General features: G+C 48.3%; 11 protein-coding genes. 2 read left to right on the top strand and 9 right to left on the bottom strand.

Annotation, left to right across the window (positions count from 1 at the left end):
- Window positions 1–17 precede the first annotated feature (17 nt).
- On the top strand, window positions 18–1,286 hold the full coding sequence (locus tag EDM56_RS27705; protein WP_183192615.1) for an aconitase X: 1,269 nt from the start codon (window positions 18–20) through the stop codon (window positions 1,284–1,286).
- A gap of 1,350 nt (window positions 1,287–2,636) precedes the next feature.
- Here the strand turns inward: EDM56_RS27705 and EDM56_RS27700 are convergent.
- Together EDM56_RS27700 and EDM56_RS27695 are read right to left on the bottom strand one after the other, a co-directional pair.
- Window positions 2,637–2,831, bottom strand: a complete 195-nt coding sequence (locus EDM56_RS27700; RefSeq protein ID WP_122921181.1) for a hypothetical protein — start codon at window positions 2,829–2,831, stop codon at window positions 2,637–2,639.
- A 367-nt stretch (window positions 2,832–3,198) separates the two neighbouring features.
- On the bottom strand, window positions 3,199–3,885 hold the full coding sequence (locus EDM56_RS27695) for a YjjG family noncanonical pyrimidine nucleotidase (protein ID WP_122921180.1): 687 nt from the start codon (window positions 3,883–3,885) through the stop codon (window positions 3,199–3,201).
- 401 nt (window positions 3,886–4,286) lie between these two features.
- Between EDM56_RS27695 and EDM56_RS27690 the strand changes: the two genes are divergently transcribed.
- Window positions 4,287–5,051, top strand: a complete 765-nt coding sequence (locus EDM56_RS27690; protein WP_122921179.1) for a hypothetical protein — start codon at window positions 4,287–4,289, stop codon at window positions 5,049–5,051.
- Between the two features lie 215 nt (window positions 5,052–5,266).
- Here the strand turns inward: EDM56_RS27690 and EDM56_RS27685 are convergent, their stop codons facing one another.
- The 7 genes from EDM56_RS27685 to EDM56_RS27655 all read right to left on the bottom strand — a co-directional run bounded on the left by EDM56_RS27685 (window position 5,267) and on the right by EDM56_RS27655 (window position 13,014).
- Entirely contained in the window at window positions 5,267–5,467 is a 201-nt protein-coding gene (locus EDM56_RS27685) for a cold-shock protein (protein WP_122921178.1), read from the bottom strand.
- 216 nt (window positions 5,468–5,683) lie between these two features.
- Window positions 5,684–7,177, bottom strand: a complete 1,494-nt coding sequence (locus tag EDM56_RS27680) for an amidase family protein (protein ID WP_122921255.1) — start codon at window positions 7,175–7,177, stop codon at window positions 5,684–5,686.
- A 170-nt stretch (window positions 7,178–7,347) separates the two neighbouring features.
- Complete coding sequence (gene ptsP, locus EDM56_RS27675) at window positions 7,348–9,081, bottom strand: phosphoenolpyruvate--protein phosphotransferase (protein WP_122921177.1); 1,734 nt, start codon at window positions 9,079–9,081, stop codon at window positions 7,348–7,350.
- 21 nt (window positions 9,082–9,102) lie between these two features.
- A complete protein-coding gene (locus EDM56_RS27670) occupies window positions 9,103–9,363 on the bottom strand; it encodes an HPr family phosphocarrier protein (protein WP_122921176.1) in 261 nt (86 codons plus the stop codon).
- Window positions 9,364–9,390: 27 nt separating this feature from the next.
- Window positions 9,391–11,331: a PTS fructose transporter subunit IIABC gene (locus EDM56_RS27665; protein WP_122921175.1), complete on the bottom strand. Its 1,941-nt coding sequence runs from the start codon at window positions 11,329–11,331 to the stop codon at window positions 9,391–9,393.
- 16 nt (window positions 11,332–11,347) lie between these two features.
- Window positions 11,348–12,262 carry a 1-phosphofructokinase gene (gene pfkB, locus EDM56_RS27660; protein ID WP_122921174.1) on the bottom strand — a complete coding sequence of 305 codons (915 nt, stop codon included), beginning with the start codon at window positions 12,260–12,262 and terminating at the stop codon, window positions 11,348–11,350.
- Window positions 12,259–13,014, bottom strand: a complete 756-nt coding sequence (locus EDM56_RS27655; RefSeq protein ID WP_122921173.1) for a DeoR/GlpR family DNA-binding transcription regulator — start codon at window positions 13,012–13,014, stop codon at window positions 12,259–12,261. The genes pfkB and EDM56_RS27655 overlap by 4 nt, the downstream gene beginning before the upstream one ends.
- Between the last annotated feature and the right edge of the window lie 128 nt (window positions 13,015–13,142).

Genomic DNA, 13,142 nt, shown 5'->3' with positions numbered 1-13,142 from the left:
ATACGGAGGTTTCATCTATGGGGGAAATTGAACTTTCACAGCGAGATAAGGAACTGCTTGCTGGAGCAGAAGGCACTGCCCCACAAATGGCAATGAGAATCCTGTTGCGAATGGCGAAGGTTCAAGGGGCAAAACAGCTCATTGATGTTACGCGGGCACACATCGATGGGTGTATCTATACAGGAGAAGCAAGTTTGCAATTTGCCGAGACGCTGGCAGACGCTGGGGGCCAGGTGCATGTGCCAACAAGTATGAACGCCATCTCAATTGACCGGAAAGGTTGGAGAACACAAGGTGTGGACCCAGCATTCGCACACCTTGCAGATCGGCTGGCGACTGCTTATGAGCGCATGGGTGCGAAACCGACTTTTACGTGTTCGCCTTATCAATTGCCAGAGGCCCCTGTTTTTGGGGAGCATATCGCCTGGGCTGAATCAAACGCGGTTGTCTATGCGAATAGCGTGATCGGTGCGCGTACAAATCGTTATGGAGATTTTATGGACATTTGTGCGGCTCTTACCGGAAGAGCTCCGTTAGCAGGGTTTCACCTTGACAAAGCCCGTCTTGGCACCGTACTGATTGATATGCCGGAATACGAGAAGATCGATTCCACCTTTTATCCAGTAGTGGGTTATCTGGTCGGAAGTCGTGTCGGGAGTGGTGTTCCTGTAATCCGCGGAATAAAGGAGAAACCATCAGCCGATCAATTAAAAGCATTTGGTGCCGCAGTTGCCACCGCTGGGGCAGTGGGCATGTTTCATATGATCGGGATCACACCGGAAGCTTCAACGGTGGAAGAAGCATTTGGTGGTTACCCGCCATTGAACCATTGGAAAATTTCTCGAGACGAGATCGCGGATGTTTGGCGGACACTATCCACCGCTTCGGAACAAAAAGTTGATCTCATCTTGATGGGCAGCCCTCATTTTTCATTTGAAGAATGTGTGGAATTGGCGCAACTGGTGGAGGGCAAACAGTGCCATCCCGATGTGAGATTTTTCATTACGACAAGTCGCTATGTGTATGAAAAAGCAAAAGCAGCGGGAGTTGCAAAAAAAATTGAAGCGTTTGGCGCGACCTTCCTGATGGACATTTGCCTTTGCATGATTTCTACCACTGTTCCCCATGATTGCAAAACAATCATGACGAATTCGGGAAAATTCGCGCATTACGGCCCAGGATTGGTCGATCGAGAGATTTATTTTGGGGGCATGAACGATTGTGTACAAACAGCGATCACAAGCAGCCCGAAGATCTCCATTCCTGATTGGCTTACATTACAATAAACTCGTTTCAGGTTGGAAAAGTGGAGATACCAACCCATGTCTTTGTAAGCGTGGACAAAATCACACCATTTCGTATCTGCTCAGGCAGGGTATGTCTAGGTACCACCAAAAAAGCCGTTTTTCCGACGCTAAGGGAAAAACGGCTTCTTTTTATTTGTAGACCATAACCAATACTTTTCTCCGGGGTTGCTTCATCAGCGGCTTTTTTCCAACGCTGAACCGGCAGTATCTATAAAGTTCCAGGAACCTACTGCGGCGGCAGGTACGCCTAGGGGTGAGTAGGCAGCAAAAGCTCGCCAAAGCGAGCAAAATTACCTGTCACGAGAGGCAACAGAAGAGAGTAGGATAGACATAAAGACACATATACTTCCAAGTAGGCTTGAGAGAGGACAGATGAAAAAAGAGGCCGACAGAGGTTGGAATAATTAAATCAAATTTTTCCATCATAGATAAATCAAATTGAATAACGAATTAAATTTCATTCAATTAATTTAACAATAATCAATTTTAGTACATAAAATATCCATTTCATGAACTGAATTGAAAGAAACGAAAAATCACGATTTTCACCTGATGCCAGTCTGTTAGGTGGAAGATCGTGGTTTTTTATTTTGCTCAGCACATACGGATTGTTTAATCGATTTTTAATAAATGCGACCTAATTGCGAATTGATTCATTTTCAAGGATTCTTTATTAGAATGTGCGCATTATACGGATTAACTGCTTAAAGACTTGTTTTTACGATTACATGTATTCATTAACGGTATTGTTACATTAGATTTGATGCAAATATCCGCTAATCGTTCAACTGATGGCTGCTATAACAATTATTGCAATTTCTTTCTGTCAGCGTCAGCGTTACAAGCAAAAATGATGTGTTTTATCCGCACATCACGTTATGTAACGATCGGCAGCTGATATGCAGCTCCAAGCATTTGCATACATTGAACCACAAGCTTTTCAGTTTTATTTGTTTACATAATATATATTATCGGACACAACAGAAAAATCGACCTGTTAAGCAGAGGTAAACCTACCCTGCCCTTATCTTGCTAAAAAAATGCTCGGCCGTTGATGATTGATGCGAATATGTGATTGCGCCACCGAATCGGCAGTCGGAATAATGCGTTAGCGGCCATCATAAATGATACTGCAGCGATCTGACAGCTGGATTAGCTGCATGAATTGTGTTGCGGTAACCCCATATGCGTACGATTAAAAGAAACGAACAGAAATGAACATCATCGATTGATAAACAATCGAATTCCACATCGTTTGCAGCTATTGTCGAATCTACAAACATAACGCCAGGTATCACACGAAGGCGCCAATGCTCCAGTATTAATTGATTAATCAATCCGAACGCGCCAATTTGGCCGGTTTTCATCGCGTTTTAACATGTTGTCGACGACATTCCATATTTCTACGGATATTTGCGATCTTGTCTCGATACACATAAAACGATCGTCATACTCGTTTTCTCCATCTTCCATCTCAATTTCAACGCCGGCAGCTATCCTGGCTTTCGCAAATACATACCCCATCAAATAAGCCTTCTATTTAGCTTTTTAAATAAAATTAAAAAAATTCAAAAATATATATTTACAACAAGCATATTTATGTTTATTATAAAATTAAGAAATTCACTGTATATAAAAATCCGGAGGTAAAAGATGACAAAATTGAAACCGATCCCTTCTAAATCACCGGCTACTTCCTCTCACAAACGCAGACATCACGACACACTGAATAACCTGGCCAAGTATCTGGCGACACAATCCAAAAAGAAATAAATGCATATAAAAAGAGTGCCCCAGACCCGGCACTCTCATTTGCATGTGATTCATCTTCCTATTCACTATCCTGCAATCACAAGATCTCTACCCGCTTTCCCCCTACGTTCCCATCCACTTATCCCGCTACAATGTCCATCAGCTGCTCGTACGCATGGATTTCATACGTTGGCTTGATTTCTGTACCATTACTCTTTTGATGAGGATTGAACCAGCACGTATCAATACCGAAGTTGTTTCCCCCCTGGATATCCGATGTCAACGAGTCACCCACGATCATCACGTTCTTTTTCTCGGTGATCTGTAGCTTGGAAAACACGTATTCGAAAATGCCTGCCCCAGGTTTCTGACAGCCTGCCTCTTCTGATGTGACAATATGTTCAAACGCGTCGCTCAGCAATGACCCTGCGATCCTTGCTTTTTGCACTTCCGCGAAACCATTCGTGATGATGGCCAGCCGATGACCTGTCAGCTTCCGACACAAATCCAAAGCACCTGGCATCAAGTGTGTTCCCTTGCTCAAATAACGTAAATAAACGCGGTTGAATTCGGTCGCATCGAGCCCAAGCCCATTTGCTAGGAACAACTGATTGAATCTTTCTACTCCCAATTCAGCCAAAGTAATGCTCCCCTGTTCCAAACTCCGCCATAGCCCTGCGCTGATCTCTTTGTAGCTGGTTTCATAATCTGTCAATCCGGTTGGCAAGTTAAATTCCATAAATGTGTGCTGTAAAGCCGTTTTTTCGGACATACGAAAGTCAAACAATGTATCGTCTACATCGAAAAGGATGATTTCATATTTCATTGCGGCTGCCTCCATTGCTCTGTTCATTTGTTAAAAGGAACAAGTGTGCTAATTGGTGATTTTAAATATCCAACGTTCCCTTCAAAACATATTCCTCCATCATTTCGTAAAAGTCAAAGCATTTCACCTATTTTCCGTCTATTGACTCATCGCTGTTGAATCGTTCCGATCCGATTAAGCTTACATTTCTTTTTCATGTGCCCTCTCCTACCATTCAGGACTTTTATAGTACAAATCACTTGACATTTGGACATGCACGGGCGTACAATTCCCTCTAATTGGAAGTATTCAGAAATTTCGATGCAAGGAGATGATAAAGAGACGGTCGTTGGGGCAGGAAATGTTTTTGCGGAGATTTTGAGCTTCCGATTGTAGATATAGAACATGGGGGGGATGAGGATATGAGCAAGCATGCGCATACCAGACCGTTTGCTAATTTGCTGTCGTTGAACGAAATGATTGCGTATATTATGGCGCACGCTTTCACACTGGGGCAAAAATGGATGGCCAAGGACATTTATGAAATTGCCAAAGAGATGGATGCTTTTCCGATGAGCGACAATCAGACGTATGTCTACCGCATCATGAAGAATCTCGCGCAAAAAGAAATCTTGTTCATGAATCAGGCTTGGTCGACTACTGAGCGGCCTACCCTCCATTACTCTTTATCGGCAAAAGGCCAAGTGTTCTTTTACTCAGGGCAAATGTCTGTAATGAAAACCACTCCGGAAAAGCTGAAAGCGTTGCAGCTTTTTCTGGCCGATCTCGAAAGCAATCTACAGGCTGCCTCTGCTCCTCCTCCTTCCGCAGACGAACACGTCACGACGGTCGTAGGAGTTGGCGATTATTACGATTGGCTTCTGCTGCGTGCTGCAGAAGTCGGCCGCTCGCCGCATGCCTACAAAGATTTCGGCGCTGAATTCGGGAAACCGGTGAATCTCTCCTACTTGTACAAGTTGCATGGAGAGCTCCAGGAGCAAGGCTATCTCGCCGGCGATTGGATCACCACTTCTGGCAGATTGCGTCAAACGGAGCTGGAGCGCGCACTCTCTCGTGAAGTGCAATCTGCGAAAAATCGCTTGATGCGGATCGAGAAAACCGGTGTACATGTGCAAGCATGGCTAAAGAGCAAACGTGCCTCGTCCGATCCTTCCGTCGGGTCTTAAAAACTGGACTCAGATTCGAGTTGACATCGATCTATTCGTTGTTTTTTAAATTATAAAATTTTGGGGATTCCAAGTGTACTATGTTATACTGACTCTACCATTTACTGTACCTGTACCACTTCCCTACTCATTTGCTTGGGTAGGGTTTTACATTTGTTTTTCCGAACAAAAAAAAACAGACCCTTAAAAAAGAGTCTGTTTTTTTGTTCGGATTTTTAAGCTTTGCGAACGTTAGTAGCTTGTGGTCCACGTTGACCTTTTTCTACGTCAAAAGTCACTCTTTGACCTTCGTCAAGAGATTTGAAGCCTTCGCCTTGAATAGCTGAGAAATGAACGAATACATCTTCTCCGCCTTCGCGTTCGATAAATCCAAAACCTTTTTCTGCGTTAAACCATTTTACTGTACCTTGTTCCATTGTTATTGCCTCCTAGTGTGCTAACCACACAATTATTACTATCCTTGCTCTCAGGATCATCAAGACGAAAAGTTTTACCTATGCTATCCTTCACTCCGAACAAAAATAATTCTTTATTAGAATAACAGGAAATTGAACGGATAGCAATTTATTTGAGTTGTTTGTTAAACAGAGCTACTCTACGACTTTTTCATACGAACTGAGTCCTTCCGGCAATCACCGTTCCGCTCCGTCCAATTTCGGCGGAAACCGATGATGGGTCGCCTGTTCATACCCGTATGCGATCTTAATCAATGTCGGTTCGCTAAACGCCCTTCCCACCAACGTAATCCCTTGTGGCCCTTTTGTTGCATATTCTTTCGTCCAAGTGCCGCGCTTTGCATACCCTGCTGGAACCGTCAACGAAGGGTAACCAGCTCGTGCAGCTAGGTCGGATCCCCACTCGAACCCAAGGAACAAAAGCGCATCCAGCTGATGGGCATCGAGCGTATAATCAATTCCATTCGTCGCGGCCATATCGCGATTTTTTTGCTTACTGGCCAAATACGCCTCTTCAGTCAAGGTACCGCTCGTTTGCTCCGAGGCGATTAGGATATCTTGGCCGTATTTCAGAGCGCTCTCGGCATGCTGCTCATTAAATGCGATGACTTCCTTAAGCGAATGCACCGGAACCGTGTCCGCCACATTGGCCAGGTAACGATTGAGGTCATGCTTGAACTCATACCGCAGCACGTTCCAATCCCACTCGGTCTGTTCGCACGGAAGCGAGACGGGATCGATGATCGTTACCCCTTTGCTTTTGAGCAGAGCGATCGCCTCTTCTAAAATCGCCAGGCGCTCTTCGTCCAGATCACGATAATAATAGCGAGGAATTCCGATGCGTGCGTGTGGCAAATACTCCGCATCTAAATACGGCGTGTAGTCCGTGAGCGCATGCAAGCTTCCGGCAAGAGTCACCTCATCGTCCTCATCCGCCCCTGTAAGTGCTCCCAGCAGAATAGCTGCGTCAGAAACCGTACGTGCGATTGGTCCGGCGGTATCTTGACTGTGAGCGATGGGAATGATGCCTGAGCGGCTGATCAGGCCAATGGTTGGTTTAATGCCAACCGCGAAATTTTGGCTAGCAGGGCTGATGATCGATCCCGAGGTTTCGGTACCGATTGCGGCCGCACAAAAATTCGCGGCAACCGCGGCGCCTGACCCTGAACTGGAGCCACCGACAAACATTTCGGATGTTCCGTATGGGTTGACCACTTGTCCGCCTCTCGAACTGTAACCGGTCAGCATGGTGCTTGACATGTAATTCGCCCATTCCGTCATGTTCGTTTTACCCAACAATACGGCGCCTGCCTGACGCAGCTTTGACGCGACAAACGAATCCTTTTTCGCGATGGAGCCGCTCAGCGCAATGGAGCCTGCGCTCGTGTGCATGTGATCATGCGTATCGATGTTGTCCTTCAAGAGAATCGGGATGCCGTGCAACAGCCCTCTGCGTCCCTTTACCGCCCGCTCTTGATCCAACTCTCTTGCGATGGCAATGGCGTCGGGGTTGATTTCGAGCACAGCATTCACTTTCGCGTCATAACGCCGAATTCGCTCAAGATATGCCTGAACAAGTTCTTCTGCCGTAATCGCACCTGACTCCATCGCACTTTGCAGCTTTCTGATATCCGCTTCTACAATCCACTCTTGCAAAAACCTGCCCTCCATCCAAACAACCCCTTTGAATTTGTAAATGACAGTCAGATAAGCGATGTATTTCTTCCCCAATCGTAAGTGATTCCTAATTTTGGTACAAGTAATGCTTATGTAAAGTGACAAGAAAAAAGAGAGCCTGTACTAGCGCTCTCTTTTGCCCCTTACCTGATAGTCTCTCTTCTTTATCGTTGCAGCACGTCCAAAACATGCTCCTTCACATACGCTTTGATCTCAGCCCCGCTCTCCAATGTCAGCACATGCATTGCTAGCTCACGCAATTGCCCTGCATCCAATTGTGCCAGCAGATGGCGCGCTTGTAGAATAGAGGTCGCACTCATGCTGAACTCCTGAAGGCCGAGTCCGAGCAGAATGGGAATCGCGTGAGGTTCGCCTGCCATTTCACCGCACATGCCCACCCATTTGCCCTCTTGAGCGGCCGCTTTGATCACATGATGGATCATGCGCAAAACAGCAGGATGGAATGGATCATACAAATGCGAGACATGCTCATTCATCCGATCAGCTGCCATTGTATACTGGATGAGATCATTTGTTCCGATGCTGAAGAAATCGACTTCCCGTGCCAGTTGGTCGGCAATCATGACGGCAGCAGGCACTTCAATCATGATTCCAACTTCCAGCTCCTGGCGATACGAAATCCCTTCACGTTGCAGTTCTTCTTTGCATTCTGCCAGGAACTCGTTTGCTTTTCGCAGTTCGCCGATCGTGGCGATCATCGGGTACATGATCTTGATATCGCCATACTCACTTGCCCGCAAAATCGCACGCAGCTGCGTCTTGAACAAATCTGCCCGATCCAGACACATGCGGATGGCGCGGTAGCCGAGGAACGGGTTCTGCTCCTTGGGCAGAGGCAGATATGGAAGCTCCTTGTCACCGCCGATATCCAGCGTACGGATAATGACAGGGCGCTCGCTGCCCATCGTCTGCGCAATCGCTTTATAGGCAGCGAACTGCTCCTCCTCTGTCGGGAATCGGTCTTTGCCCATGTACAAAAACTCTGTACGAAATAATCCGATTCCTTCCGCTCCGTTTTCCATCGCCTGCGATGCATCATGCGGGCTGCCGATATTGGCAACCAACTCAACATGATAGCCGTCACGAGTCACCGTTTTTTCATGTACAAGCTTTGCCCAGAGGGCTTTTTGCTGTTCATAGGCTTGTTTTTTGGCTTCGTAAGTAGCAATCACCGCTTCATCAGGATCGATGTGTACCGTCCCTTCGAGCCCATCAACGATAACCAGCGTTCCCGAGGTGACTCGTTCCGTAATGTCAGACAGACCAACCACCGCTGGAATTTCTAGTGAACGCGCCATGATCGCCGAATGGGAGGTGCGTCCGCCCACATTCGTCACAAACGCTTTGATGCGCGCCGGGTCCAGCTGTGCCGTATCGGAAGGCGTCAGATCATGGACGACCAGGACGACAGGCTCACCGTCTTCCATTGCTGAATCGTCTTTTACACCCAACAGCTTTTTCAACAATCGATTACTGACATCTTGCAAATCGCTTGCCCGCTCCCGCATGTATTCATTATCCATGCTGGCAAAAAGCTGCACGTATTGATCGCGCACATCGGTCAGCGCCGCCTCCGCGTTAAGCAGCTCCTGATTGATCAAGAATTCGATTGCACCAACGAATTCCGGGTCTTGCAAAACGAGGAGGTGCGCTTCGAAAATACGCGCCTCTTCCTCGGAAAGCTCTTGCCTTACCTTTTCTTTGATTCCCACAAGCTCGCTTGCCGCTAGCCCAACGGCATGTCGAAATCGGTCCGTTTCCCGAGCGGTTTCGCCTGAATCAATTTTCTTTCGTTCTACCACTAGTTGTTTCTCTTGTCTAACGACAGCTTTGCCGATAACTATACCAGGCGCTGCCGCGATCCCTGTTTGCACCATGCTGATCGCTCCCCACCGCCGTTATTCGTGAACCATTTCCAGAATTTTGCCGAGTTCGGCCAATGCTTGCTCCTCATCCTCACCGGTTACTTCCAGCGAAATGGCGTCGCCCTTGGCAGCGCCGAGCGTCATCAAGCCCATGATGCTTTTGCCATTCATCCGCTTCTCTCCTTTGATGACGAATGTCTCGCTTTTGAAAGACGTTGCCGCTTGCACGAACAAGGAAGCCGGACGAGCGTGCAGACCGGTTGGGTTTTGAATGGTGAATGTTTGACTTACCATGTTAGATGTTCACTCCAATTGTATGTTTTAATTCGCAATATTCTTTTTCAACAGGTTTACCATCAACGCGGTGATAACGGTACCGACGAGGATGGAGACGATATACATCCCGACATTACCGACCACTGGCAGGACGAATAACCCGCCGTGCGGAGCCGGAAGCGTGCACCCGAACAGTGCGGACAACCCGCCGGTTACAGCCGAGCCTACCATGATGGAAGGAATCACACGCGTTGGATCGGCCGCCGCGAATGGAATGGCACCTTCGGTTATGAACGATGCGCCGAGCACATAAGCGGTTTTGCCCGCTTGGCGTTCTTCTTCGGTAAATTTTTTCTTGAATAACGTCGTTGCTAGTGCTAGACCGAGTGGAGGTGTCATACCAGCCGCCATAATCGCGGCATGCGGCAAATAGTTGCCATCGGCGATCATCGCGATCCCGAACGTAAACGCTGCTTTGTTGAGCGGTCCGCCCATATCAAACGCCATCATCGCGCCCAAGACCACGCCCAACAGCACCATATTGCCTTGTCCCATGTTTTTCAGCCAGCTGCTGAGTCCTGCATTGATTGCCGCAACCGGATCAGAAATGACGTACACCATAATAAAACCAGTGATCAATGTGCCGAGCAGCGGGTAAATCAGCATCGGCTTGATACCTTCAAGCGTTTCCGGCAAGTTGGCGAATAGCTTTTTCAGTCCAACCACGATATACCCTGCGAGGAAACCGGCGATAATACCACCGAGAAAGCCTGCGCCTGAGTTTGCTGCCAGCAAGCCACCGACCATACCAGGTGCGAAACCAGGGCGATCGGCAATGCTTTTCGCGATAAAGCCGGCGAGCACCGGGATCATCAGCTTGAATGCAGCTCCTCCACCAATGTCCATCAAAACTTTTGCCAACGGATGAAAGCTCGGATCGTTCGGGTCGCTTGCCTTGATGCCGAACATGAAGCTGAGCGCGATGATGATCCCGCCACCTACAACAAACGGAAGCATGTTGGACACGCCGTTCATCAAATGCTTGTAAAAGCCGGACTGTTTGCCTTTCTTTTCCGCTTTCGCTGCTTGAATCTGCTCTTGATAACCAGCAGAGCCGCTGGTCCCTTTGGCTCCAGATCTATAAACCGGACCATCTTGTTTTGCTGCGCGCTCCAGAAGCTCCTGCGGGTTGCGAATCCCTTCTGCCACACGTGTCTCGATCACCACTTTTCCGGCAAAACGCTCCATTTCCACTTGTTTGTCAGCCGCCACGATCACCGCCGTAGCCTCATCAATCTCCGCCTTGGTCAGTTTGTTTTTGACACCGCCCGAGCCGTTGGTCTCGACCTTGATGGTAATGCCCAGTTCAGCGGCTTTCTTTTTCAACGAGTCTGCGGCCATGTACGTATGTGCAATGCCGGTCGGGCAAGCCGTGACCGCAACCACTTTCACCGTTTTTGTGACAGGTGGCACACTTGGTTCCGCTTGCTCGGGAACGCTTTCATTCTCACCATTGATTTCCCGTTCCTTGGAGGTTACGAGCGTAAGAATCTCATCAGCGCTCTGCGCTTTTTGCAGCGCTTGTCGGAATGATTCGTCCATGAGCATCTGTGCGAGCAGAGCAAGTGTTTCCAGGTGCGCCTGATTCGCGTCCTCTGTGGCAGCGATCATGAAGAACAGATGTGCTTTTTGATTGTCAAGCGATTCGAAATCGATCCCTTGCTTGGAAAAGCCATAGGCGATGGATGGCACCTTGACTGCGGCTGTTTTGGCATGGGGGATGGCGATCCCTTCACCAATCCCTGTGGAGCCTTGTGCTTCCCGCGCCAAAATCGCTTTTTTCATTTCCGCTTTATCGGTAAGGCGCCCTGCCGCATCGAGCTTGTCGATCAATTCGTCGAGCGCGTCGTCTTTGGTCGTACTGGAAAGGTCAAGCAGGATCGTGTCTTCTTTTAGCAGATCAACGATGCGAATCTTTTGTTGCATAGATGTTGTCCCCCTCTCACTTCAAACGAGTGATTGTTATCTCTGGCAAATAAGCAGCGATTTTTTCACGGGTGCAAAACCCTTCGGATAAAGCGGTCGCACTCCCCGCCGCAACGGCAAACCGGAACGCTTCCTGTTCATCCATTCCTTGTGTATGTGCGTACAAAAAGCCGGCGACCATTGAGTCTCCCGCACCGATCGAATTGACCGGTTTTTGCTGCGGAATCGACGCGGCGTATGCTGCGTCTTTACTGACATATACTGCTCCTTTTGCCGCCATGGAGACGATTACGTGACGAGCGCCCAACGAGAGCGCTTGTTGACCGTACACGCACGCTTCCTCTGCGTTTGCAATCGTCACGCCATACAGCTCTCCCAATTCATGATGATTCGGTTTGATCAAAAATGGCTGTTCGGCTAGGCCGCTTCGCAGCGCATCTCCTTTGGCATCGAGCATCACACGAACGCCTTTGTCTCGCAGGCGCTTCATGATCTGCTGGTAAATGTCAGCAGGAACACTGTGGGGTACGCTGCCTGCCAGCACCAGATAATCCGCAGCCGTAAGCTTATCGAGCTGCTCGATCAGAAGTTGTAGGGCAGCAGTTGGAATCTCTGGAGAGACGCCGCTGATATCGGTTTCGGTTTTGGCCTTCATCTTGATGTTGATCCGTGAGTTTTGCTCGATGGAGATGAACCGATGGGCAATGCCCGTCCGCTCCACCTGCTGCTGGATAAAGGCACCGGAAAAACCACCGACAAAGCCTAATGCCGTGCTGTCTGCTCCAAGCGCCTTGAGTACTTTGGAAACGTTGATGCCTTTTCCCCCTGCATCCGTCCGTTCTTTCTGCGCTTCGTGAATCGTTCCTTCCACAAAGGACGAAACCCACACATGGTAGTCTATCGAAGGATTCAAGGTTACTGTGTAAATCATACTTTCACCACTTTTAGTTGAGTTACTCGGTTGAATTCGCGTTCCGTTTCCTCGCCGATACCATCGTCGGTAATGAGCGTGATCCCACGCAAATCCGCCACCTTGGCAAACGTGACGCGGCCGAATTTATCCGCATCCGCTAAAACGTACCGTTCGTCGGAAAGCTCTAGGGCAAGCTGCTTCACATACGCTTCATCCGGGTCCGGCGTCGTCAGTCCATGGACGGTGTCAACTCCGTTCATACCGAGAAAGCATTTGTCGAATCGGAACTGACTGATCGTTTTGATCGCTTCGCGTCCGACCAACGATAATGTTGCCGCTTTCAATTCACCACCGAGCAGAATCGTTTTAATGTTGCGTTTGATTAGCTGCAGCGCCAGTTCCGGCCCGTTCGTCACGACCACGATGCTGGCTGCGGGAAGATGCGGAAGCATGTGAAACGTCGTCGTGCCCGCATCAATATAAATGGAGTCGCGTTCCCCGACCAGACTTGCGGCATAGTGCGCAATCGCTACTTTTTCCCTCTCATGCTTGACCGCCTTTTCGAGTACGGACGGTTCTTCCAGTTTATTTCGGATCAGTGAAGCGCCACCATGGATACGCTTTAGCAGCCGCTGCTCCTCCAACTCACTCAAATCGCGACGGACCGTCGAGTCGGATGCGCCTGTCAGCTCCACCAATTCATTCAGATGAACCGTTTCCTTTTCCTTAAGCAAGCTCAAGATTAGTTGATGCCGTTCAGGGGTTAGCATAGTACCCTCCTTTGCAAACCGATTGTGGTTATGATTATAGCTCATTAATCAATCGTAAACAATCATAAACTTTCAAACTCATTCAGATTTTCATTCAAATTCAGTCATTTAAATCGTTTCGTTCATTC

The organism is Brevibacillus fluminis (genome assembly GCF_003710825.1).
Taxonomy (GTDB): Bacteria; Bacillota; Bacilli; order Brevibacillales; family Brevibacillaceae; genus Brevibacillus_D; species Brevibacillus_D fluminis.
The sequence above is the reverse complement of the archived record's forward strand: the minus strand, read 5'-3'. Positions and strand labels throughout refer to the sequence as shown.